Source organism: Marinitoga sp. 1135, assembly GCF_013363245.1.
Taxonomy (GTDB): Bacteria; Thermotogota; Thermotogae; order Petrotogales; family Petrotogaceae; genus Marinitoga; species Marinitoga piezophila.
The window spans coordinates 12,373-37,427 of the sequence record NZ_LBEZ01000013.1; the positions used below are offsets into that span (position 1 = coordinate 12,373).

Sequence of the window (25,055 nt, forward strand, 5' to 3'; positions counted from 1 at the left end):
ATCTCTTTTTTTATTTCTAAGTTTTTTCTAAGGTTAATATGTTAATATATATTTGCAAAAAAATGAAAAAGATCATTGTGGGGGTGAGTGATATGAAGAAAAGTAGTTCTTTACAAAAGTTTCGACTGGCGGTACAGATTGTTTTTGTTGCGTTTGTGTTGTATGTGAGTATTGGACATTATATTGTAGAAAATAATCCTGGTGTTGAGTTATTTGGTGTTGCAAGTTTGCATACATTATGTCCATATGGTGGAGTTGTAAATCTTTATACATTTTTTACCACTGGAAATTATGTAAGTAAACTACATCAATCGGTGTTTATTATGCTATTTGCATTGTTTGCACTTTTGCTATTTACCGGTGCAAGTTTTTGTGGTTGGATATGTCCTTTAGGTTCTGTTCAGGAATGGGTTGGAAAACTTGGAAAAAAGATTTTTAAAGATAAATATAATAGAGTTCCTGTAAAGGTTGATAGAGTTCTAAGATATTTAAAGTATATTGTTCTTGCAATTATTATTATTCAAACAGCACGAACAAGTAAGTTAGTTTTTGAACCATATGATCCGTATTATAATCTGTTTAATATATGGACAGATGAAATTGCAATTACTGGATATATTTCTGTATTGCTCGTTTTAGGATTGTCGTTATTTGTAGAAAGACCATTTTGTAGATATGCATGTCCTTTAGGTGCTATAAATGGTTTGTTTAATTCTTTTAGTTTTTTAACTATTAAAAGGAAAAAGGATACATGTATAAATTGTAAATTGTGTGATAGAGCATGTCCTGTAGGAATTGTTGTTTCAGAAAAGAATGCTATAAACAGTCCTCAATGTATTAGATGTATGAAATGTGTTGAAGCATGTCCAGTAAATGATTCAAGTAAATTAACTCTTCAGGTTAGACCTATTTTAACTAAACCAGAAGAAAGCAAAAAAACTGTAAGTCTATGGAATTATGCATTTATAGCCCTTGCTTTATTTCTTGGTGTAATTTTAATAGCTAATGTTTCAGGTAATTTTAATACAGAAAAAATACGAACATATAATTCGATAAATGATATAAGAGGTTCTTCTACTTTACAGGAAATAATAGATAATTATCCTGTTTCAAAAGAAGAGTTGTATAGAGCATTTAATATTCCTCGAAATATTGTAACAACTGCTAAGTTAAAGGATTTATCTGAATTAATGGGATTTGATGAAGAACTTGAAATAGTTTCACCGGAAGGTATTAGAAGTTTTGTAGAGTATATTGATATGAATGTTTCTGATTTTCTTGCTGAATATGGAAAAACTATAAATGATTTTGATGAATTAAAAAGTATTGAAGGTATTGAAAATATGAGTGTAAGGGATATTATAAAAAAGACTAAACCTGGATTTATTGCATATGTAATTAGTGGATATTTGCCTGGTGAAGTTTCAGAAAATCAAGAAGCAAATATTAGTAATTCTACTGTTGAAAAAGAAGAACATGATACTTCAGAATTTATTATAAGAGGAAAAACTACTTTGAAGGAAATTAAAGAAAATATCGATGATTATAATGCATTTTTGAAAGAATTTGGAATTTCTGAAAAAGAAAGTTCTTTAATGGAATTAAAGGATATTGTTCAAAAATACAATTTATCAATGTCTGATATTAAGGATTATATTGAATTGCATACAAAATAATAAGAGGGCTTAAGCCCTCTTTATTATTTTAATTTTACTGCTGTTCCATAAGCTACCATTTCTGCTGCTCCAGCCATAACTGCAGAACTTGAAAACCTCAAACCAATTACTGCATCTGCTCCTAATTTTTCTGCCTCGTCTATCATACGATTATAGGCTATATTTCTTGCTTCTGTAAGCATTTCTGTATAACCTTTTATTTCTCCTCCTGCAAGTGTTTTAAATGCTGCTGCTATGTCCCTTCCTAAATGTTTTGAATGAACAACATTACCTATAACTATTCCTAAAACTTCTTCTATTTCTCTTCCAGGAACAAATTCAGATGTAGTTACTATCATGGAAATCCCCTCCTTATTAAATTTCTTTTTTTCTAAATTGATAATAGGCTATACTAACTATCGTTTCTCCTATTAAGAATAATGAAAGCGTGTATAATAAATCTATTTTTCCTTCTGAAATAATTTTTGAGCCTAATATATATGGATATGTATTTAAGAAAGATAAAGGTTTAATGAATCCTGCAGCTGTGGTGATAATCAATGTCCCAACTGAAACTAATATTGGTTTTACCTGATCATTGAATATTACAGAAAATAATACTGTTATTTCATACCAGAACAATCCACCAAAAAACATATGAATAAAATATTTGAATAATAGACTATATGCCAAATCTTTCCCTGAAATTAATGAATATGCAGCTGGTAGAACTATTCCTATTGTTATCCATATAATAAACATTGTCAAACCGGTATATACTTTTGTGATAAATACATAATCTCTTGATTTTCTTACCAATAAATATTCCATTGTTCCATTTTCATATTCTCTGGAAAATAACGGAAAGGCAAAAATAATTGCAAAAATTGGAATTAATTGACCAAAGTTTTTACCGAACCATTGCGTATACATATAATAATTCCAATCATTTAAGTTATCCAATATATTTGAAAATCCAAATTTTTCTGCATATGGCTTTATTGCCGCCATATTTTCTTTTATCATATCAACATAAAATTTTTGAAAAGGGGCTATGCTGAAAAATAATAAAATTAATATTACTATTGAAATTATTGTTCGTGTTTTCATTTCATAAAGTTCTTTTTTCATTACCATTCCCCCTTTACCACTGCTTCAAAGATTTCATCTATAGTAACAGGTTCTCCATCTTGATTTTTTACTATCCAGATATTTTCATTTTCTAATTTTTTCCATAAATACCCTTTTGTTTTTTCGTTTTTTGGTAATGATATTGCTGTATATTTTGTTTTTATGTTATCAAGATAATCTAATTCTAAAATCTTTCCTTTTGACATTATCGCAACTCTATCTGCTATTTTTTCTACTTCAGAAAGTATGTGACTGGTATATAATATGCTTTTTTCCTGATATGAGCTTTCACGTATTATTTCAAGTACTGTGTTTCTCATTAATGGATCCAATCCCCAGGTTGGTTCATCAAGAATATATAAATCAGCATCCTGTGAAAAGGTTAATATTACATACACCTGAGTAAGCATACCATGGGATAGATTTGAAATTTTTGTGTTTTTATTTATTTGAAATTTATCCAGCAATTCGTATGCTTTTTCAATAGAAAAATTTTCTGTAAGCTCTTTGTTGATTTCTATCATTTTTTTAACTGTTAATGATTTGTAGAGATTCTTTTTTTCAGGTAAATATGCAACTTTTCCATTTAAATATATTTTTCCGCTATCTGACCATCTTAAATCAAGGATACATTTTATTATTGATGTTTTTCCTGCACCATTTGGTCCAATAAATCCAAAGATTTCACCTTTTTCAATTTCAAATGAAACGTTATTGACTGCTGTAAGAGTTCCATATTTTTTTACAAGGTTATCAACTTTTAATATCATGGATTCACCTCCAGATTTTATCAATCATCATATAACTTATTGATTATTGATATCAATTTTTCTTTTTGAATTTTTGCGTTTTTACATTCTAAAACACTTTTTTGAAAATTTTCTAATTTTTTTTCTATAAACTGATTTTCATCAATTCCTAATACTATATATCCTGAACCTCTTACTGATTTTATTACTCCTTCAAATTCGAGTTCTTTATATGCTCTTGATACAGTATTTAAATTTACACCTAGTTCTTTTGCAAGAACTCTTATTGAAGGAATAAATTCATCTTTTTTGAGTTCATTGGTAAGGATTTTTTCTTTTATCTTGTTTTTTATTTGTTCGTAAACAGGAGTGTGCGAATGAAAGTCTATGGAAAACCACATTTATATCACCTCTGTACTATTATACTATGATAGTAGGTTAAAAATCAATGATGATTTGATGAAGTTTTGTTAATCGAAAAAAATAAAAAATTCGACAGGATTTCCTGTCGAATTTTTTAGGTGTAATCCCCTTCGAATATTGTTTTTTTGAGGTTTAAATTTTTATCTAATAATACAAGATTGGCGATGTAGCCCTCTTTTATTCGTCCTAAGTTTTGAAGTTTCAAGTTTTGTACTGTGTTGTATGAGGATACTTTTGCAAGTTCCGTTAATGTACAATTGGTAAATTTTTGGAAGTTTTTAACTGCTTTGTCGAATACTAATGTGCTTCCTGCTATTGTTCCGTCTTTTAATGTTGCTTTTCCATCTCTTACCGTAACTTCAAGACCACCAAGATCATATTTTCCATCATTTAATCCCGCAGCGCTCATTGAGTCTGTTATTAGTATAATATCATCGATATTTTTTATTTTATATATTAGTTTAACAAAATCCGGTGATGTGTGGATTCCATCAACTATCATTTCTATTTTAAAGTTTTCAAGCATTACTGCACCAACTCCACCTAATTCACGGTGATGCAGTCCTTTTATTGCATTTGGAAAGTGAGTTATTCTGTTTATTCCTTTTTCATACGCTTTTTTGAATTCTTGATAATCTGCTTCTGTGTGACCAAGGGATATTACTGTGTTATTTTTATGAATTATATTTATTACGTCATAAAATCCTTTTATTTCAGGTGCCATTGTTATTAATTTTATTTTTTCATTTAGTATTTCTTTTATTTCTTTTTCTTCTGGATTTCTAATGTATTCAGGATTTTGTGCTCCTTTTTTGTTTATGTTTATATATGGTCCTTCAAGGTGTATTCCTTTTATTGATTTTTCTATTGGTGTGTTTTTAATAACGTTTTTTATTTGCTCTTTAGATGCTGAAACTGTTGTTGGAAAGAATGTGGTAACTCCGTGTTTGAAGTTCATTTCTGCCCATTGTTTGAAATCTTTTTCTGTTGCGGTCATTGTGTCTATTCCGCCATAACCGTGAGTATGCGTGTCTATAAATCCGGGCATTAATATGTAGTCGTAATATGAATCTTCTGTTTTTATTATTTTTTCTATTTTTCCATTGTTGATTATTATTTTTCCGGTGTATTCTCCATCAATAGGATCAACGATGAGTAATTTGGATATTTCCATCTTTGTCTCTCCTTTTCGAAAATAGAAATAATAATATTCATTCAAACAGCAAGAAATTCTAATCCTTGCTCCATTTGAAAATTCGGGAAATTCTTAGTCTTCATTCATATTATTTTTCTACTTTCATCTTTTCATTTATATTTAAGAAAATAGCTAGAATAATGTGAGCGAAAACTTGAAAATTCCCGAAGAGAAACAATTATGATTGAGAAAAATAAAAACGAACGAAAACTCGCAGGTTGCCCGAGAAAATCATGAATGGAGGCTGTCAAAAAAACAGGATGTTTTTTTGAGCGCAGCTTCTGCAGGGATGCAGAATCTAAGCGACAGCCGGGAATGAGTGATTTTCGAGGATCAGCAACCAAGTCGTTTGAGGGAGTTTTTATTTTTCTCAATCAACAACACAAAAGGACGAACATGGACGTGAGTCTGCAACGGCCGGCGGGAACGAGAATTTTTGAGGATTAGAATTTTCTACCGTTTGAGCGAACATTATTCGTACTATTTTCTTCATATATTGTCTTTATTTTTTCAATTGCCCTATAATCTCCGTTTCGGGAAATTCTTAGTCTTCGCTCATATTATTATTTCTATTTTATTTTATATCATCTTCCTGTATATTTTTCATTAGTTCATATAATTTGGAGCTTTGTTTGTCTACTTCTTCCCATAATTTTCTCAGGTCTTCGGAATACTCTTTGAATATTTTCAATACTTCTGGATGGAAATGTGTTGGTTGTGTTCTATCGTCTCCTTCAAGAATTATTTTTAACGCCTTTTCGTGTGAAAATGCTGGTTTATATGGCCTTTCTGACCTTAATGCATCATATACATCTACAACAGAAACTATAGCAGCTTCAATTGGGATTTTATCCCCTTCTAATCCAAATGGATAACCGCTTCCGTCATATTTTTCGTGATGATATAATGCAATGTTTTTAGCAAGTTTGAACATAGGTGCGTCACCTATTAATAATCCACCGTAAATTGTGTGTTTTTCCATTATTTTCCATTCTTCATTTGTTAATTTTCCTTTTTTCATTAATATGTCTTTTGGGATCATTAATTTTCCAATATCGTGTAATGGCGCATAATACTTCATTTGATACACTGTATGATGATCTAAACCCATTTTTTCAGCTATAAATGCCGAAAGCTCTCCAACTCTATTAACATGATTTCCGGTATTTTCATCATAACCTTCAGCGATTATTGAAAGTTGAGTACTAAAGTTTAAGTATGATTCTTCTAATTCATTATTGACTTTTTCTATTTCTTTGTATGAATGTTCTAGTTCTTCGTTCATTGCGTTGATTTCTTCAAATGATGACATTATGTCTTCTGCCATTTTTTGATATTCATCCATTAATTCGTTTATTTCTTTTATTTCACATTTTTCAAACATTCTATCAAATTCTAAGTATTTTGTTTCTCTGAATTTTTTCATATTATCTACCATTAACTCAAATGGTCTTGAAATTTGTTTTGAAACTTTTCTTGCTTTTATTGCAACTAAATACATTATTATAATTAAAGCTAATATAAATATTGTTATGTTGTATATTAAAGCATTTCTGAGCATCCCAACATCTAATTTTAATACTATTCCAATTGGTTTGAATGTTGATTTTTCATCTTCATAGCTCCAGGTATAATAAAAAATCAGTTTGTTTCCTTTTTTTATTATTATTTCTTTTCCAGTGTCAAATGCTTTTTTCAGATATTCAACATCTTTGTCTGTTAAATCGTTTTCTTTGCTTGAAAGATTTTCAAAATTATGCGTGCATATATCAATTTCATCTATGAAATTGTATTTTTCCTCAAGAGCATGAAAATTATCTAATGTATTTTTTATTTTATCTACGGAATATGATGCTCTTATTAGATAATATTCATTATCTATTTTTAAATAAATATCTTTTAATAGTTTTTCTGAGGTTAATTCAAGTTCAAAATAGTATTTGTAATTTTCAAGTTTATCTAATTTTTCTTTGATTTTTGAATTTAATTTGTTGTAATCAATTTTCTCTATACTGGTATCACTATTAAAAAACGCGTATTTTGATATGTTTTTTATTGTTTCTTCTTTGTTTTCAGAAGTTTTTAAGGCTTCTATAAATCTCTCCAACCCTTTATAATATCGAACATCAAAATCATATAATGCATTTGATAATGAGGTGAATGCCATATTAACAATTTGTACTGCATTTGCTTCAAATTCTTTTTCTACACGTCCAAGATTATATAGGCTAATCATGCTGAATATCATTATTACTGAACCTATTCCAATTATTACTATAGTCATTATATTTTTGATTATAAGATGATAAAGCGTTATTTGCTTATCTCTTTTTCTCAATTTAATCACCTCACTTGATATGAAATGCATTTTTATTATATGTTTTCAAGCTTAAAAGTTTCTTAGAATTTTATTTTATAAAGTTAGATTTTCCGTTGATATCTGTATATATTATAAGTCCTTTTATTATTTCACCGTTTTTTTGGTATCCAGAGAATATCAGTCCATCATTATAATTATACACCTTTGTTAGTCTTTCATCTAATAAGGTTCCATAATAGTTTTCAAATAATACTATTCCAGTTTGTTTTTCTATAAAAAGTGAGTATCCGTCAAAATCATTATTTTTTTCAAGTGCATATCCGGTAACTGCAATTTTATCCAGTGTTTGAGTTATGGATAATCCCCTGGATGATTTTTTCATTAAATAATCTGTTCTCCATATTTTTTGTAGATTGTTATCTGTCTTTATTATTAATGTTTTCCATGGGTAGTTTTCTAATGGAGAACTATATCCTGCAATATAAAAGTATTTATTGTCCTTTGTAAATGAATAAGCATAATCTTCCAAATTTTCAGAACCAAATTTTTTTATTGAGTAATCATTATAATTTAATTTGTTTAGTTTTATGATGAATATATCCCAATTGTTGTTTGCAGTTGAATTTGTATTTCCAAGAAGATATATATAATTTTTATCCGTTTCTATATCTTCTAGTATTTCATCATTATACCATGTAATGTTAAATTCATTTAGTAATTCTAGTGATGGGTTTATTTCATACATGAATCCTATTTTTTTATTGTTATCTATTTTATATCCTACGATATAAATACTGTCAAAGTTATCTATTTTTATTTTTTTTATTTTTCCAGAGAAATTAAGTGTTTTTGATCTTAATATGTTTCCATTGATATCTACTTCTAAAATATATGGTTTAAAGTTTTTGTATCCTGATAATATAAATATGCTATCTGCAAGTATAAATGAGTTTATTTCTGTGTATATACTTTCTGTAATTTCTATGTGTTTTTTTATATTTCCATATTTGTCTATTTTATATATATGTATTTTTTTCTTTATTTCTTTTGATTCTGCAGTTATATATACATATTCTTTATATTTGAAGATGTCTTTTATTATTAAGTTGTTATTGTTTTCCAGAAATTTATGCCATGTGTTTTGTTTTGTGTAGATTTGTGAGTAGTTTTTTGAATTCATAATATCTTTTATTATGGAACTTTCTTGAGTTTTTTTTGTTTTTACTTCAATGGTTGTTTTTGAAGAGTTTTTTATTATTGATATGTCTATTATTATTAATAGAACTAATAGTATTGGAATTAACAACATTATTTTTTTCATATTTTTATCCCTCTCTTATATTATTTATATAGATGCTGGTGGTGTAGTGATGTTTATTGTTGATATGTTATTGTAATTATTATTATAAAAGAATTTTATACTGTTCATAATTTTTTTGATTTTTGTTGATATGAAAAAATTTTTATGTTGATAAGTGTACATGCGAATATTTGTTCTATAAAAAATGTTGAATTTTATTAGATGGTTTATAATTTTTGAACTTTGAACGTTGATTGTTGATATTAATGTTGGTGAATTTTTTCTATGAACGAAGATTGGTTGAGAAGTTATGAACGAAATTTAGAGTTAACAACTTTTTATGTTGATAACTTTTATAATTTATATTTTAAGCGAGTTATATGTTTTGAACTTTGTTGGAAATTATAAACGAAAATAGTTTTTAATGGAGATTTATGTTGGAAATTTAATTTAATTATATCATATCTGATGATTGTTGCAGATTTATGTTCATATTCGTCCTTTTGGTGTTGATTGAAAAAAATAAAAACACCTTCAGACAACTTGAGTGCTAATCTTCGAAAATTTTTTTTGAAAGTAGAAAAATAATATTCACTCAGACGGCAAGAATTTCTAATCCTCGCTCCATTTGAAGTTTCTTTGTGTTGGAAAAAATAAAAGTTCATTCATACAACTTGAGTGCTGATCTTCGAAAATTGTTCGTTCTCAGGGGTCGTTGCAGACTCACATCCATGTTTGTCCTTTTGTGTTGTTGATTGAGAAAAATAAAAACTCCCTCAAACGACTTGGTTGCTGATCCTCGAAAATCACTCATTCTCGGCTGTCGCTTAGATTCTGCATCCCTGCAGAAGCTGCGCTCAAAAAAACATCCTGTTTTTTTGACAGCCTCCATTCATGATTTTCTCGGGCAACCTGCGAGTTTTCGTTCGTTTTTATTTTTCTCAATCATATTTATTTCTTTTCGGGAAATTTCAAGCCTTCGCTCACATTATTCTAACTATTTTTTTATTTTGCAATTAGTGATTTTTGTTTACATATGAATTAATAATCGGTATTTTTTGGTTTACAGTTGGAAGTATTTTCATTATTTTAATCCACATTTAATGTATCACATGTTATTTTAAATTTTTTATTATAAACTTGAAGGCAAAGGTAAAAAAGGAGGTTGATTGGATTGAAAGGATATTTAAAATATATTCTTGCATTACCATTTTTACAGGTTTTTGTTCAGGTTGGAATTGCATCATCATTCCCACAATTAACAGAGATGTTTGGTTCTGCATGGTTGGCAAGTACTTTTATAGGTATTACACCACTTGTATCTATAGTTTTTGGTTCATTTTGGGGTAAGATTTTAGAAAAACATGGTGAAAGTAAAACCTTTTTGTTTTCAATGGTAATTTGGAGTGTTTCATTATATTTATCAGGATTATCTCTTAGTTATCCAATTCTTGCAATCGTTTTCCGTGGTTTTCAGGGAATTGCTGATTCTGCGTTGTTTGCAAATGCATTAACAGTTATAACTAAAGGTGATTTTTCAAAGCAGGAGAAAGCAAAGTATTTTGGTATGGTAGAATTTTTGGCAAGTTTTGGTGCTGTTATGGGGCCATTGGTTATTGGTTCTGGATTTATTTATATCCCAAAACACACATTAACTGCTTTAGGTGTTTTATTGTTTATATTCACTTTGATTATTTATAAGCAATTACCTGTTATTGAGATACATTCAGAATATTCAAAGAAACAGGTTGCTAAGTTTTCACCAAGGATTTTCCTTGCAGCATTTTTTGGAATTATTACTATAGCTATTGTTGTTGGATTCCAGGTAACTATGCCTTTATTTGTTGAGGGCATTGTAGATAATCCATTATACGGTAAAATTTATACTTCTATATTTGCTTTGTTATTGATGCTTGGTAATTTGTTTAAACATAAGGTTCATGGTGTAAAGCTATGGATTCCCCTTGGAACTTTTGCAACATTGAGTATAGCAATGTTTGTAAATTCATTTTCACTTGTAGGATTTTTAATATTTGTTTTAGTTTCCGGTATATTCCTTGGATTATCAATTACAATGAGCAGCGAATATGCTTCAATTCTTTCTGTTGGATTCGAAGAAAAGGGTATGGCAGTTTTTTCCGCATTTAGATTAAGTGGAAACTTTTTTGGACCATATCTTTCTATTTTCTTTTCAATGGGTGGAATAAATATGTTTACTATGGTTCTTGCAGTTTTGGCATTAGCTTCAAGTGTGTTTTTAATTAATTTTAAAAATTTTCAGGAAGTTGAAAATATATAATATATAATTTCTCATAAAAAAGGGCTGTTCATTTTCGCCCTTTTTTTTGTAATTATTTTTTAATATGTTTTTTATATGTAGTTTTAATATTAATCAATATTTCAAGATAATATTCTAAAATGGATTTATACGGGATGTGATAATATTTGACTTTTTTTAACAAAAGGAGTATCATTAATATTTGCGAGAAAACGTTTGCAATATATTATCGCAATATATTATCTTTAAAAAAGGGGGAGTTAGAGTATGTTTAAGAAATCACTGGTATTGTTATTGGCATTTTCATTGTTGATTTCTGTATTTGCATTTGCAAATGCAAAAGCATTTAAAGTAACTGACAAATCACAATTATTACCAGGTCCAGCAGCGGATGGTAAGGTTGGGGACTATATTTTAAAGAATGAAAAGGTTGCTTTCTTAATAGGTCAATTGGATAATTATCATGGTTATATGAAGTCTGGTGGAAACATATTAGATGCTATTTATTGTGGCGGAGAAGATCAGTTTGATGAAATGCACACATATTTTGGTTGGCCAAAACAGGCTATTTATGAAAATATATATATTGAAAAGAATGGATCTAATGGTGGAGCTGCAGTATTAAAATTAACAGGACATCATTCAGATATTCCAGGTATAGCAATTACAACAACTTATACATTATTCCCGGGAACAAATTATCTTATTATTAAAACTACTCTTGTAAATAATAGCGGAAAAGATATTGATAAGATGATTCTTGGTGATGCTACATTCTTTGGTTATGCAAGACCATTTACTTTTGGTTTAGGTTATAAGGTAAGCAGAATTGATACAGATTTTATCGGTGCTCAGGGTGACAAAATTGCTTATGGTGTGACTACAACAGAAAGAGATGAAAATGGAAAATTAAGAGATATTCATATTTCTTATATCTTTGCTGATCCAGAAATTAAAACAGTTGCTATTAAAAATGGAGAAAAGGTTACATTCCAGAGAATATTTGTTGTAGGTAAGGATTTATCTTCAGTATTGGAGACATCTCTTGATATTAGAGGTAAAGGTTATACAATGGTGAGCGGTAAAGCAGAATTTGCAAATGGAAAACCAATAGCAAATTCAAAGGTAAATATTTTTGACGATAAAGGAATATTGTATATTGTAGCTTATACAGATGAAAACGGTAATTATAAATTCCCGGCAAATCCTGGAAAATATACAGCTAAAGTTGATGTTATGGGTGTAAACACAGTAAAGGCACCAGAAATTGTTGTTAAAGGTGAAGAAGAAATAAAAGCCGATGTTGTTGTTGGTAAATACGCAGAAGAAAATAAGGTGTTATGGGGACCATATCTTTCAGATTTAGGAAAGGATAGCGTATATATTAACTGGAAAACTTTAGTTCCAGCAAAAGGAAAGATATTAATTAATGGAAAGATTTTAGAAGATAATACAGTATCTAATTTACATCATTTCAAGATTACAGGATTAAAACCTGGTGAAGAATATACATATTCACTTGTTGTAGAAGATGGAGCAGCAAAAGGAGTTACAACAGATTCTTATACATTTAGAACAGTTGCTGATCATCCAGAAAAGTTCAAATTTGTTGTATATGCAGATACAAGAACATATAATAAGAGACATAGAATGGTTGCAGATAAAATTGCTGAAGAAAATCCAGATTTTGTAATTCATGTTGGTGACCTTGTAATGGATGGAAGAATTATGAGTGATTGGGATGGATTTTTCTGGGCAATTAAGAATATGGCTGCAAAAGCTCCATTCTATCCAGTTCTTGGAAACCATGAATATAATTCAAAATATTATTTCAGTTCATTTGTAACCCCACAGGGTGGCGGAGATTATAATGAACAGTATTATTCGTTTGATTATGGAAATGCACATTTTGTTGTTCTTGATGCAGATATTCTTTTAATGCAGAAGGATAAAGAGGGAATGGAAAGAGAAACACAATGGTTAATTAACGATCTTGAAAAACATAAAGATGCAAAATGGAAATTTGTATTCTTCCACGAACCATTCTGGACAAATTGTACAGAGTATGGTAAAGACCCTGTAAGTCCAACTATTGACTACTGGAAACCTGTATTTGAAAAATATGGTGTAGATATTGTATTCAACAGTCATTATCATATGTATGAAAGATTTACAAATAATAAGATTGAATATATTGTAACTGGTGGAGGAGGAGCTCCATTATACAGTAAAGTAAGATCATACAATGAAAAGTATCCATTTACAACAAAGGATATAACAGGAATTCATCATTTTGTAGAAGTTATTGTTGATGGAAATCAGGTTAAGGTTCTTGTAAAAGGTGTTGCACAGCAAACAGATAAGAAAAAAGAAGACGGTTTCTTCCCTGTTAATGTAATATTGGATCACTTTGTATTAAATAAATATTGATTTTAATAATGCCTCCGGATTTATTCCGGAGGTTTTTTATTATAAGAATAATTTAATATATTTTGAAGAATTTATATATGTTAAGTCAGTTATGGTATAATGTTTTATACGTTAAGGATTAATTATTGGGAGGAATTGATATGCATGATAAAATAGCAGTTTTAAAATATTTTTTAAAACCGCAGACTTTTGATGAGTATCCTGTAAATTGGAAGGATATTTTTGGAAATAGGAAGAAATTATATGTTGAAATAGGTTTTGGAAGTGGAGAGTATATGGCAGCACTTGCTAAAGAGAATCCAGATATTAATTTTGTTGGCTTTGAAACTTCTTTAACAGCTTTATATAAGGCTCAAATTAATTTTTATAAGAATAATATTAATAATGCCAGGGTTATTCAAGGTGATGCAAGGTTGTTAATCAGAGAATTGTTTCCGTCTGGTTCTATTTCAAAGCTTATTGTGAATTTTCCATGTCCATGGCCAAAGAAAAGACATAAGGAAAGAAGAATTTTTATTGAATCATTTATTTTAACCCTTGCTGATGTATTAAGAAAAGGTGGAACTATTGAACTTGCTACAGATGTTGACTGGTATGCACAGGAGGTTTATGATAATTTTAGTAAATCAGAATTTTTTGAGGCACAGGAAATAATAGAGAATTTTAATAGACCAATAAAAACGAAGTATGAGTTAAAATGGGATAAAGAAGGAAGAAATAAGTATTTATTTATTGCTAAGAAAGTGAAAGATTATAAGGTTTTGAGAATTCTGGAAGGAGTGAGTGAAATGCCTCATAAGAATATAAATTCTATAGATATTGATAAATTAAAGGATTTAAAGGATAAAAAGTTTCAAGAAGGTAATAAAACGTTTGTTGTAAATAATGTTTATGAAGATATGATAAATGATAGATATTTGTTAAAGGTTGTTTCTTCAGATGATGATTTTATTCAACAGTATTATGTTGCTATTTATAAAAAGACCAATTCATGGCTTGTTAAACTGGATTCTGTAACTATCCCGTATAGAACACCAGCTGTTAAGTTTTCTGTTTATAAAATTGCTGAGTTAATTGAGGAAATATAAAAATAACCCCAACCAAAAAGGGTTGGGGTTATTTTTTTTAACTTAGTTTATTTATAGCCTGATCTATTAATGATTCGAGTTTTGTAGATGTTTCTTTTACATTTGATAATAATTTTTCATTTTTGTCTCTATTTTTATATTCAAAGTTTTTAGCGTAATTGTGTAATTGTTCATGATATTTTAAGATTTCAGACCATATATCATTTATTTCTTCAGGTACATTTTTAGATAATACTTTTACAAATACACCAAATCCACATCTGTGAGGATTATCTTCTGCTGCCAGCCATGTGTTGTTATGAACAGATTCTTCAAATCTTTTTACCCATCTTCTGTGAGCTTCTTTGGCACCATTTAGTTCATTAATAAGATCCTTATGTGTAAACATTTTAAATGTTGAGAATGTTTCCACAGTATTTATAAGTTGATTTGCTTCTTCTTCAACGATTTTTAATAAATCCATATTTCTATCGTTCATGTATTTTTCTTCTTCAACAATTTCATCCATTTCTTCTTTTAGATTATTAACAAGTTCGGTGATATTTTGAGATGAGGCTGATAATTCCTGAACGGCTGCTCCTTGCTGTTGAGCACTTGCGGCTAAATTGTCAGCATAATTTGAGATTTTTTCCACTGAATCAATTAATTCATATAGTTCATTTGATGTTTTGTCATTCATTTCAGATACAGATTTTATATTTTCAGACATTTCAATTACCATATCCGATGCTTCGTTGACACCTGTCATAACTTCACCAAGATTTTCTCTTATACTTTCTGCAGCATTTCTACTTTCTTCTGCAAGTTTTCTTATTTCATCAGCAACTACAGCAAATCCTTTTCCTGCTTCGCCAGCCCTTGCAGCTTCAATTGCAGCATTTAGTGCAAGAAGATTTGTTTGTTCAGAAATACTTGTAATTGTTTCCACAACTTCATTTATAATCTGGGCTTTATCGGATACTGCTTTTACTTTATCAACTATTGGAACCATACTTTCAGAAATGTTGTTTATAGTTTCGTTTACATTGTTAAGACTTTTTCTTCCACTTTCTGCCACATCACTTATCTCATGAGCTATATTACTTAATTCTACAGCTGTGTTTGCAAGATTTTGAATGTTGTCAGATATTTCTAATGTACTTGCATTTTGTTCTTCTACATATGAGGTAATATTATCCAGAGAACTTTTTGTTCTTGTTAATGCATCATCTATATCATCAAAGTTGGTTTTGAATATTTTTAATTCATGATTAATTGTGTTAAATTGTGTGATGTTGTTTCTAAATCTATTGAAAAATCCCTGAAGAGATGTTCTAAATGAATCTATAAAATGATTAAAGAATTTAGATATTTCTCCAATTTCATCTGATGTTTTTACTTCAAGTTTGCTTACCAGATCACCACCGCTTTTAGAAAGTTCCTCAAGTTTGTTTCTTACAGAATATAATGGTACCATCATGTATAATATATACATAAAGGTTACAAGTACAGTAATGATTAAGGCTATTGATACAGCTGTTATTAGATATTGAAGACGTCTTATATTTCCTTCAAATTCGTTTGTTTTTTCCCTGGTTAATTTGTCCATTATTTTTTCAAGTTCTCCAAAAGCTTTTAATGCTGGACCATCATCTATTTTTATTATTTTATCTATTTCACTTATTGATTTTCCTTCTTTTTTGAGTTTTATTGCTAATTGTAGATTTTGACTATATTGCATAAATGTATTTTTTATAATTTCAAGGTTTTTTAATTCTTCCTGACTTACATCATGTAATTTTTCGTATTCAGCAAAATCTTTTAATATTGCCTTTTCTTTTTCTTCAAAGGCGGAAATGTATTTGTCATATCCTCTAAGAACATAGTTTTTGAATATATGGATACCTCCACCATATCCAAATTGTGCTTTAATATCTGATAATATTTTCTGTCTTGTTGTGACCGAGTCAATATAATCTATCCATTTATCTTCCAGACTACTTGTTTCAAGAAAAACAAATGATCCAATAATAGTGAATACAACTACTGCCAGAACTAATAATAACATCATCTTTGTTTTAATCTTCATAGGATCACCCCTTTGAATATGTTTTATATTGATTTTATTATTGAAATTCTTTCTATTAATAATTATATCATAAAATAAATAAAATATTTCAAAAAAAATACTCCAGGAGTTTATAAAATAAAATCTCCTGGAGTATATAAATTAATTTTTTAATTTTCTTATAGCGGTATTTATAGATTCATTCATTTTTGATAATGTTATCCTGGCATCTTTTAATAGTTTTTCGTTTTTATTCTGATTTTTATATTCGTATTTTTTAGCATAATTGTGTAGTTCGTTATGTAGGATTATAATTTTTTTCCATATATCGTTTATTTCATCAGGTATGTTATTTCCAATTACATTTATAAATAAACCAAATTCACATTTTTGAGATTCATCTTCTACAATTAAATATGTATTGTTATTTATTGCATCTTCGAATTTTGATATCCACTCTTCGTGATTTTTTATTGCATTTTTCAGTTCTGCAATAATATTTTCTTTTTTAAACATTTTAAAGGTGGAAAAGATTTCTACAGTTTTAGTTAGTTGTTTAATTTCATTTTCTATTATATCAAAGAGATATTTGTTTTTTGTATTCATGTATTTTTCTTCTTTAACTATATTTTCCATGTAATTTTTTAAGGTATTTATTAGTTCTGTAATTCTTTGAGATGAAGCTGATAATTCTTCAACAGCTGCACCCTGTTCCTGGACACTTGCTGCAAGATTATCAGCTGATATAGAAATTTTTTCTACAGAATCTATAAGCTCATATAATTGATCAGATGTTTTATCGTTTATTTTGGTTACGGATTTTATATCTTCTGACATGTTAATAACCATATCAGAGGTTTCTTTAACTCCAAGCATAACTTCACCAAGGTTTTCTCTTATACTTTCTGCAGCACTTCTGCTTTCTTCAGCAAGTTTTCTTATTTCTTCAGCTACTATTGAGAAACCTTTACCAGCTTCTCCAGCTCTTGCAGCTTCAATTGCAGCATTTAATGCAAGAAGGTTTGTCTGTTCTGAAATGCTTGTAATTGTTTCTACAACATCATTTATAATTTGTGCTTTATTTGAGACGTTTTTTACTTTTTCTACTATTGGTATCATATTATCAGAGATATTATTTATTGTTTTATTTACAATTCCAATACTTTTTCTCCCTGTACCTGCAACCTCACTAATTTCGTGAGCTATATTGCTGAGTTCAACAGATGTGTTTGCAAGTTTTTGGATATTATTTGAGATTTCTAAAGTGCTCATATTTTGTTCCTCTATATATGAAGTAATATTATCCATTAGTTCTTTTGTATTAAATAGCGATTTATCCATATCGTCAAAATTTACTTTAAATATTTTTAATTCATGGTTTATTATATTGAATTTAGAGATACTGTTTCTAAACCTGTTAAAGAATCCACATAATGAATTTCTAAATGTTTCTGTAAAATCATTAAAAAATCGCGATATTTCTCCAACTTCATCATATGTTTTTACTTCTAATTTTGTTACCAGATCACCACCACTTTTTGAGAGTTCTTTTAATTTATCTTTTACGAAATGTAGCGGTTTAATGCTTTTAACCAGATAAAGTTGAATTATAACCATCATTGCAATTACCAGTATTGAAACAGCAGTTACAAGGTATTTTAGTTTTTTAATATTTTCTTCAAACTTTTTAGTTTTTTCCTCTGTTAAATTATCCATAATTTTATCAAGTATGTCAAAAGCTTTTAAAGCAGGTTCATCGTCTATTTTTATAATTGTATCAATTTCATTTATTGATTTTCCTCTGCTTTTGAGAGAATTAACAAGATTTATGTTTTCATAGTATTTTAGTAATGTGTTTTTTATCACATTTAAAGATTTTAATTCATCTGAAGATATATCAGGTAGTTTTTCATATTTTTCAATATTTTCCATAATTTCATTCTTCTTTTTTTCAAATAATGAAAGATATTTTTCTTCACCTCTTAAGATATAATTTTTAAATGAATGTATAGCTCCACCATATCCAAATTCCTCTTTTATATCAGAGACCAATTTTTGCCGTATGGTTACTGATTCAATATAATCATTCCATTTACATTGTAAAACGCATATTTCATAAAATACAAGTGCTCCAACAATGCCAACTATCACCCCACCAACAACCATTAATAATAACATTTTTGTTTTTATTTTCACAAATTACCCCCCTTTTAAAGATTTATTTTAATCATTTGTAAAATCAAGAATTATTTATATAATATTTTCTTTTCATCTATTTTTTCATCTGGTTAATAAAAGTTGATAAAAAGTTCTTAATAAAGTATAATAAATATTATAGGAGTTGATGAAAATAGTATTGGAGTTGATATTATGAATGTTTCCGCTATATGGCAAAATCCGAATAATAAACAATTTTACTATAAAGAAAGGCCATTTTCAAAATGGATTAAATTAAATAAATCGCTAACCTTTTTGTTTGAAAGACATTTGAAGAAAGAAATTGTGCAGTTGTTAAGGGAGAATAATTTTAAAAATTCAGATATAAAAAATGTTGAGGAAGATTGGAAGGATATTTTCAATAAACCTTTAGTAAAGGTAAATTTTGAGAATAATATTTCGTATTATAGATATAATAATTTTTTGAAAAAATTAAAAGAAAAAGGAATAGGTATATATGGAAGGGATATTATAAATATTTTTCCTTATGATATTTCTGAAAGAATAGAGGATAAACGTATCTGGTTTCTGGATATAGAGGTTGAAGGCGATGAGGATATTGCTGAAGATTCAGTTCCATCATCTATTTTAGCTAAAGGAATGATAATTTCTATTACATATTATGATTCATATGAAAAAGAATATTATTCCATTATTGTTAGTAGAGAAAAAGTTGATACGTTTAATAAGAAAATAAGATTTGTTGATAGTGAAGAGGAGTTATTAAAAACGTTTAATAATCTTTTGAAGAGAAAGGTTCCTGATATTATTACAGGATGGTATTCAAATGGATATGATATTCCATATATTATAAATAGAGGAAAGAAATATCACATAATCATTTCAGCTATTGATGGATTAAAGCCGTATTCTTCATATAAGAAACAACCTTCTGGATATAGGTTTAATAATTCTATTCCTGGTGTAAATTTGCTTGATTATATGGAGTTATACAAGAAGTATATTTTTGAGAAACCACCATCATATAAGCTTGATGAGATTGCCAGAATTCATAATATTGAAGGAAAAAGTGAATACATGGGATTTTTGAATTATAAGAAAAATTTTGAAAAGTTTGTAGAATATATTTTTAGAGATGTTGAGATATTGGTTGAATTGGAAGATAAATTAAATCTTTTAAATTTGATTTGCGGGTTACAATCTGTAATTAGAATACCTATAAATATGTTATTGGCACCTTCTATATCAATAGAACATTACTTACAACAATTTTTATTGCCAGAGAAAAAATCATTTAAGGAAAATTATAATATATATAGTTCAAAAAATGTTGATTTTAAAGGAGCTATTGTTTTACAGCCACCAGATAAAAAATATGAAAATGTAATTGTACTTGATTATGCATCTCTTTATCCAAATGCAATTCAAACTTTTAATCTTTCTCCAGAAACTCTTAGATATGATTTTAACTATAACGGAAAACATGTTGATATTGGATTGATGATTCAGGATGAAGGAAAGGATTATATTCCGTTAAAATATACTCTTGAAATTGAAGGCGTATTGCCTTCTTTAATTAGGTATCTTTTAAAAGAACGTTTGAAATTTAAGCAATTAAAAAAATCTACTCCTCCAGATAATCCTGAATATATAAAATATGATATTAAACAGAGTAATTATAAGATTCTGTTGAACTCTATGTATGGTGTAATAGGTACTGAAAGGTTTCCTTTGCATGATAAACGTGTAGCTGCTTCTATAACAGGTGGTGCTCGCGGTGCATTAAGATATATGAATAATAAACTCAATAATCATGAATTTAAAGATGTTGATATAAATGGCAGGAAGATATCTTTTAGAACAGAGGTTATATATTCTGATACCGATAGTTCATTTAATGTGATACATTGTGAAGAAAAGTTGTCGAAGGAAGATGTTGTTCAAATTGGGAGATATATAGCAACATATATAAATGATAATATTGCTAAAGAGTTTGTTGTTAAATATTCCAATACTGAAGAGATAATAAATAGAAATTCTTTAAAGGTGGAAGTTGATAAGATATTTAAGGTTGTTAGATTTTTTGGAGTTAAGAAACGTTATTTTGGATATGATTTTGATAAAAATATTATTACACATGGAGTTGAAATTGTAAGGGTTGATACCCCAAGAAAAATAAAGGATATATTAAAGGATTTGTTTATTAAAGCTTTAGATGGTGTGTTGAAAAAAGAGGATTTAATTCGATATTATAATGTTATAAAACAAACACCTCTTGAAGAAATTGCCATTTCAAAGACTGTTACAAAGATAGATTTTGATAAGTATAAGACAATTCCAAATCATGTTCGTGCAATTCAATTAATGAGAGAGATATATAAGTTCAAATATACATTAAATGATAAATTGTTATATTTTCACATAAAATATAATAATAGGAGAAATTATAGAATTGTTGAAAGGATTTTTAATAAGAAGTTTAAGGATGTTGCACTTGTTTCTGCGTGTATAGAGAGGGAACATTTGCCACAATTTGTTAAACTCGTAAAGGCAAATGAGCTTGAGATAGATTATTATACGCTTTTTGATAAGCAGGTTTTATCTACGTTGAAACAGTTTTCTGAATATCGTGAAATTATAAAAGAGGTAAAGAATGAAATTGAAAAAATGGAAGGGATTAATAATAAAAGCGAGCAATTAAAATTATTTTAAAACACTTTTATAATTACTTTTATATAAAATCGACAAAATTTCTAAACATAAAAGTCTTAAAATATATTGTGATTTTATTTTCAAAATGGAGGGATTGTAATGAAAATTTTCTTGATTGGTGCCGGGAATTCGGCAAAGATTATTTTGGAAGAATTAAAAGAAGAATTGGATAAGGTTTATGTGTATGATGTTGATAAATCCCAAATTGAAAAATTAAAGGAATTTTATAATATTTCTTATGCAGATATAAAGGATATTGCGAATTTAGATATAGATTATGTTATAGAAGTTGCATCAACAAAGGCTGTTGTGGAATATGGAAAGTTTGTTATTGAAAATAATAAGAATTTTATTATTTTAAGCACAGGTGCTTTTGCTGATAGAGATTTTTTAAATGATTTTCAGGAAGCATTAAAAAAATCAAATAGTAGAGTTTACGTTGTTTCTGGAGCTATTGGTGGAATTGACCTTATTAATGCAATAAACGATAAGATAAAATCAATTACATTAACAACAAGAAAACCTCCAAGAAGCCTCGGACTTGAAATTGATGAGGAAAAAGTTATATTTGAAGGAAGTTCAACGGAAGCGATAAAGAGATTTCCTAAAAATGTAAATGTAGCTGTGACATTGTCGCTTGCAGCAAGGGATTTTGATAAGGTAAAGGTTAGAATTATTGCTGATCCTAAAGTAGAAAGAAATATTCATAATATAAAAATTAATTCAATAGCGGGAAATTACGAGTTTACATTTGAAAATTTCCCTTCTGAAAATCCTAAAACAAGTTATTTAGCACCGTTATCTGTAGCAGGATTATTAAAAAATATAAATTCAAAAATCAAAATAGGAGGATGAAGATGATAAATCAAACAGCTATTGAAAGAGATTTTATTGAAAAGATTATAGAATTAAAGAAAGAGAAAGGTTATACAATTCTTGCTCATAATTATCAAATTGGAGAATTACAGGATATAGCAGATATTACAGGTGATTCATTACAGCTTGCCAGATTGGCAACGGAAATTGAAAACGATAAGATACTCTTTCTTGGTGTAGATTTTATGGCAGAAACATTAAAGATTTTAAATCCTTCAAAGAAAATAATAGTACCAACAAAGGGTTCTACATGTCCAATGGCAAACTCATTAACTCCGGAAATAATAAAGGAATTTAAAGAAAAATATCCAGAAGCTCCTGTTGTATTGTATGTAAACAGTACTGCAGCATGTAAGGTATATGCAGATTATACATGTACTTCAGCAAATGCTGTTGATGTAGTTAGCAAAATAGATTCAGATATAGTATTATTTGGACCAGATAAGAATTTGGGATCATATGTTGCAGAAAAAACAGGTAAAAAGGTTATTCCAATTCCAGGAGATACCGGATACTGTTATGTTCACAATAGATTTTCAGCAGAGGATGTTAAAAAAGTAAGAGAAGAACATCCAGATGCAAAGATTATAATACATCCAGAATCACCAAAGGAAGCAAGAGATTTATGTGATTATATTGGAAGCACAGGACAGATGATGAAATTTCCTGAAACAGATGATGCTAAAGAATTTATCATTGGTACTGAAGTTGGAATGATTCATAAATTAGAAAATACATTTAAAGATAAAAAGTTTTATCCATTAAAAGAACTTGCTATATGTAATAATATGAAAAAGAATAATTTGAAGAATGTATATCTCTCTTTATTAAATGAAGAACACGAAATAGAACTTCCTGAAGAAATAATGGAAAAAGCAAAGATTCCTATTTTAAATATGTTTAAAATTATGGAGTGATAATATGTTTAAATATGAGATTGAGTTGTTAAAGGATTGGATTGAAAGGGATAATTCTTTTTTTGATATAGCTTCGTATGAATTGAGAGATAAAGAAGCTTCAGGGATAATAATTTTAAAAAATTCAGAAGTTGTGTTGTCTGGAATTGAGATTATAAAAAGATTATTTGAAGAATATAATATCGATTATAATTTTAAGTTTAATGATGGTGAAAAGGTTGATAAAAGAATTATTGGTGAAATTAAAGGAAATGCATATAATGTTCTTATTGTTGAAAGAACAATGTTGAATATTCTTTCTATGATGAGCGCAATTGCAACTAGGACTCATAATCTTGTAAGTAAAATAGATGGTAAAACCAGATTAGCAGCAACGAGAAAGGTTTTTCCAGGTCTTGGAAATCTTGAAAAATTAGCTGTATTGCATGGTGGAGGCGATACACATCGCTGGAATCTTTCAGAAAGTATAATGCTTAAGGATAATCATATAAAAATGTATGGCGGTATAGAAAATGCAATAAATACAACCAGGAAATATAAATCATTTACAAAAAAATTGGAAATTGAAGTTGAAAATGAAAAAGATGCTATTATTGCTGCAAAAAATGGTGTTGATATTATTATGCTTGATAATTTTTCTGCTGAAAAAGCCAAAGAAACTGCAAGAAAATTAAAAGAAAATTATCCCCATATAATAATAGAAGTTTCCGGTGGAATAAGTGAAGATAATTATCTGGAATACGTTGATGATAATATAGATATAATATCAATGGGAAAATTGACCACAGAAATAAAATATATAGATTTTTCTCTTGAAATGAAATAAAACGCCTGATTTTCAGGCGTTTTATTTTTTTATATATTGTAAAAGAAAAAAATTTTTAAATAGTTATTTACATGATTTATATTTTTAAATTTGACTTTTTTTGTCTAATTTTGTATAATGATAATAGAATAAAATACGACAAAAAAAGGAGGAATTAAAATGTTATTATCTATCAGAAATTTAAAGGCTAAGGTTATTGAAGATGACAAAGAAATATTAAAAGGCGTGAATTTAACTATAAATCCTGGCGAAATACATGTATTAATGGGACCAAACGGTTCTGGTAAATCAACACTTTCAAATGTTATTATGGGATCACCAAAGTTTGAAGTAACTGATGGTGAAGTTTTATTTGAAGGAAAGGATATTTTAAACCTCGATACAAATGAAAGGGCTAAGTTAGGAATATTTCTGACTTTTCAACACCCTCAGGAAATTGAAGGGGTTAAAATGAGACAGTTTTTAATTAATGCATACAGACATATGCATCCTGATGAAAAGGTTTCACCTATTGAATTAAACAAGAGATTGAATAAGTTATGCGAAGAGATAAATCTTTCACCATCATTTTTAGAAAGATACGTTAATTCTGGATTTTCCGGTGGAGAAAAGAAAAAGAGTGAAATTTTGCAATTGTTTTTCTTAAAGCCTAAGCTCGTAATTATTGACGAAATAGATTCAGGATTAGACGTTGATGCATTAAGAGATGTTGCTGAAGCTATTAATAAATTAAAGACTGAGGATATGAGTATTTTAATGATTACACATTATCAGAGAATTTTGAAATATTTGCATCCTGATTTTGTTCATGTATATGTTAATGGAAGAATTGTTCATACAGGCGATGCATCACTTGCTGAAGAAATTGAGGAAAAGGGTTATAGTATCTTAAATGAGTTTGTTGATGCTGACACTGTAAAGGGGTGGTAA

At 28.3% G+C, this 25,055-nt stretch carries 18 protein-coding genes; 9 read left to right on the top strand and 9 right to left on the bottom strand.

From position 1 onward, the window contains the following. Positions 1 to 92 precede the first annotated feature (92 nt). Positions 93 to 1,676: a 4Fe-4S binding protein gene (locus XO10_RS06360; RefSeq protein WP_014296756.1), complete on the top strand. Its 1,584-nt coding sequence runs from the start codon at positions 93 to 95 to the stop codon at positions 1,674 to 1,676. A 23-nt stretch (positions 1,677 to 1,699) separates the two neighbouring features. Here XO10_RS06360 and XO10_RS06365 read toward each other — a convergent pair whose 3' ends face one another. The 7 genes from XO10_RS06365 to XO10_RS06395 form a co-directional block, all read right to left on the bottom strand. Beyond that, a complete protein-coding gene (locus tag XO10_RS06365) occupies positions 1,700 to 2,014 on the bottom strand; it encodes a heavy metal-binding domain-containing protein (RefSeq protein ID WP_014296757.1) in 315 nt (104 codons plus the stop codon). Between the two features lie 16 nt (positions 2,015 to 2,030). Beyond that, entirely contained in the window at positions 2,031 to 2,786 is a 756-nt protein-coding gene (locus XO10_RS06370; protein WP_175421295.1) for an ABC transporter permease, read from the bottom strand. Beyond that, positions 2,786 to 3,556: an ABC transporter ATP-binding protein gene (locus tag XO10_RS06375; RefSeq protein WP_175421296.1), complete on the bottom strand. Its 771-nt coding sequence runs from the start codon at positions 3,554 to 3,556 to the stop codon at positions 2,786 to 2,788. The genes XO10_RS06370 and XO10_RS06375 overlap by 1 nt, the downstream gene beginning before the upstream one ends. Before the next feature lie 20 nt (positions 3,557 to 3,576). Further along, complete coding sequence (locus XO10_RS06380) at positions 3,577 to 3,936, bottom strand: GntR family transcriptional regulator (protein ID WP_014296760.1); 360 nt, start codon at positions 3,934 to 3,936, stop codon at positions 3,577 to 3,579. Positions 3,937 to 4,052: 116 nt separating this feature from the next. Continuing rightward, complete coding sequence (gene nagA / locus XO10_RS06385; protein WP_175421297.1) at positions 4,053 to 5,132, bottom strand: N-acetylglucosamine-6-phosphate deacetylase; 1,080 nt, start codon at positions 5,130 to 5,132, stop codon at positions 4,053 to 4,055. A 595-nt stretch (positions 5,133 to 5,727) separates the two neighbouring features. Then, the gene (locus XO10_RS10505; RefSeq protein ID WP_075780607.1) at positions 5,728 to 7,491 is read right to left on the bottom strand and encodes an HD-GYP domain-containing protein; all 1,764 of its coding nucleotides are present in this window, start codon (positions 7,489 to 7,491) and stop codon (positions 5,728 to 5,730) included. Positions 7,492 to 7,561: 70 nt separating this feature from the next. Then, positions 7,562 to 8,794, bottom strand: coding sequence for a hypothetical protein (locus XO10_RS06395; protein ID WP_175421298.1), 1,233 nt, complete (start codon positions 8,792 to 8,794; stop codon positions 7,562 to 7,564). 1,153 nt (positions 8,795 to 9,947) lie between these two features. On the opposite strand from XO10_RS06395, the gene XO10_RS06400 reads away from it, so the two are divergent. From XO10_RS06400 to trmB, 3 genes are all read left to right on the top strand, one after another. Further along, entirely contained in the window at positions 9,948 to 11,072 is a 1,125-nt protein-coding gene (locus tag XO10_RS06400) for an MFS transporter (RefSeq protein WP_014296764.1), read from the top strand. 246 nt (positions 11,073 to 11,318) lie between these two features. Beyond that, entirely contained in the window at positions 11,319 to 13,481 is a 2,163-nt protein-coding gene (locus XO10_RS06405; protein ID WP_014296765.1) for a metallophosphoesterase, read from the top strand. Positions 13,482 to 13,621: 140 nt separating this feature from the next. Then, a complete protein-coding gene (gene trmB, locus XO10_RS06410; RefSeq protein WP_175418372.1) occupies positions 13,622 to 14,569 on the top strand; it encodes a tRNA (guanosine(46)-N7)-methyltransferase TrmB in 948 nt (315 codons plus the stop codon). Positions 14,570 to 14,606: 37 nt separating this feature from the next. Here the strand turns inward: trmB and XO10_RS06415 are convergent, their stop codons facing one another. Next, positions 14,607 to 16,637 (bottom strand): methyl-accepting chemotaxis protein, encoded by a 2,031-nt coding sequence (locus tag XO10_RS06415; protein ID WP_175421299.1) that lies wholly within the window; start codon positions 16,635 to 16,637, stop codon positions 14,607 to 14,609. 141 nt (positions 16,638 to 16,778) lie between these two features. Next, positions 16,779 to 18,812 carry a methyl-accepting chemotaxis protein gene (locus XO10_RS06420; protein WP_175421300.1) on the bottom strand — a complete coding sequence of 678 codons (2,034 nt, stop codon included), beginning with the start codon at positions 18,810 to 18,812 and terminating at the stop codon, positions 16,779 to 16,781. Between the two features lie 174 nt (positions 18,813 to 18,986). On the opposite strand from XO10_RS06420, the gene XO10_RS06425 reads away from it, so the two are divergent. From XO10_RS06425 to sufC, 5 genes are all read left to right on the top strand, one after another. After that, positions 18,987 to 21,506 (top strand): DNA polymerase domain-containing protein, encoded by a 2,520-nt coding sequence (locus XO10_RS06425; RefSeq protein WP_175421301.1) that lies wholly within the window; start codon positions 18,987 to 18,989, stop codon positions 21,504 to 21,506. 99 nt (positions 21,507 to 21,605) lie between these two features. Then, complete coding sequence (nadX, locus tag XO10_RS06430; protein WP_075780610.1) at positions 21,606 to 22,361, top strand: aspartate dehydrogenase; 756 nt, start codon at positions 21,606 to 21,608, stop codon at positions 22,359 to 22,361. A gap of 2 nt (positions 22,362 to 22,363) precedes the next feature. After that, a complete protein-coding gene (gene nadA, locus XO10_RS06435; protein ID WP_014296771.1) occupies positions 22,364 to 23,299 on the top strand; it encodes a quinolinate synthase NadA in 936 nt (311 codons plus the stop codon). A 4-nt stretch (positions 23,300 to 23,303) separates the two neighbouring features. Beyond that, positions 23,304 to 24,125 carry a carboxylating nicotinate-nucleotide diphosphorylase gene (nadC, locus tag XO10_RS06440; RefSeq protein ID WP_175421302.1) on the top strand — a complete coding sequence of 274 codons (822 nt, stop codon included), beginning with the start codon at positions 23,304 to 23,306 and terminating at the stop codon, positions 24,123 to 24,125. Positions 24,126 to 24,284: 159 nt separating this feature from the next. Beyond that, the gene (gene sufC, locus XO10_RS06445) at positions 24,285 to 25,055 is read left to right on the top strand and encodes a Fe-S cluster assembly ATPase SufC (protein ID WP_075780612.1); all 771 of its coding nucleotides are present in this window, start codon (positions 24,285 to 24,287) and stop codon (positions 25,053 to 25,055) included.

What these genes read in the sequence shown, in the direction of transcription:
- XO10_RS06360 (WP_014296756.1), top strand. Translation starts at nt 93, where the DNA reads ATGAAGAAAAGTAGTTCTTTACAAAAGTTTCGACTGGCGGTACAGATT.
- XO10_RS06365 (WP_014296757.1), bottom strand. Translation starts at nt 2,014, where the DNA reads ATGATAGTAACTACATCTGAATTTGTTCCTGGAAGAGAAATAGAAGAA.
- XO10_RS06370 (WP_175421295.1), bottom strand. Translation starts at nt 2,786, where the DNA reads ATGAAAAAAGAACTTTATGAAATGAAAACACGAACAATAATTTCAATA.
- XO10_RS06375 (WP_175421296.1), bottom strand. Translation starts at nt 3,556, where the DNA reads ATGATATTAAAAGTTGATAACCTTGTAAAAAAATATGGAACTCTTACA.
- XO10_RS06380 (WP_014296760.1), bottom strand. Translation starts at nt 3,936, where the DNA reads ATGTGGTTTTCCATAGACTTTCATTCGCACACTCCTGTTTACGAACAA.
- nagA (WP_175421297.1), bottom strand. Translation starts at nt 5,132, where the DNA reads ATGGAAATATCCAAATTACTCATCGTTGATCCTATTGATGGAGAATAC.
- XO10_RS06395 (WP_175421298.1), bottom strand. Translation starts at nt 8,794, where the DNA reads ATGAAAAAAATAATGTTGTTAATTCCAATACTATTAGTTCTATTAATA.
- XO10_RS06405 (WP_014296765.1), top strand. Translation starts at nt 11,319, where the DNA reads ATGTTTAAGAAATCACTGGTATTGTTATTGGCATTTTCATTGTTGATT.
- trmB (WP_175418372.1), top strand. Translation starts at nt 13,622, where the DNA reads ATGCATGATAAAATAGCAGTTTTAAAATATTTTTTAAAACCGCAGACT.
- XO10_RS06415 (WP_175421299.1), bottom strand. Translation starts at nt 16,637, where the DNA reads ATGAAGATTAAAACAAAGATGATGTTATTATTAGTTCTGGCAGTAGTT.
- XO10_RS06425 (WP_175421301.1), top strand. Translation starts at nt 18,987, where the DNA reads ATGAATGTTTCCGCTATATGGCAAAATCCGAATAATAAACAATTTTAC.
- nadX (WP_075780610.1), top strand. Translation starts at nt 21,606, where the DNA reads ATGAAAATTTTCTTGATTGGTGCCGGGAATTCGGCAAAGATTATTTTG.
- nadA (WP_014296771.1), top strand. Translation starts at nt 22,364, where the DNA reads ATGATAAATCAAACAGCTATTGAAAGAGATTTTATTGAAAAGATTATA.
- nadC (WP_175421302.1), top strand. Translation starts at nt 23,304, where the DNA reads ATGTTTAAATATGAGATTGAGTTGTTAAAGGATTGGATTGAAAGGGAT.
- sufC (WP_075780612.1), top strand. Translation starts at nt 24,285, where the DNA reads ATGTTATTATCTATCAGAAATTTAAAGGCTAAGGTTATTGAAGATGAC.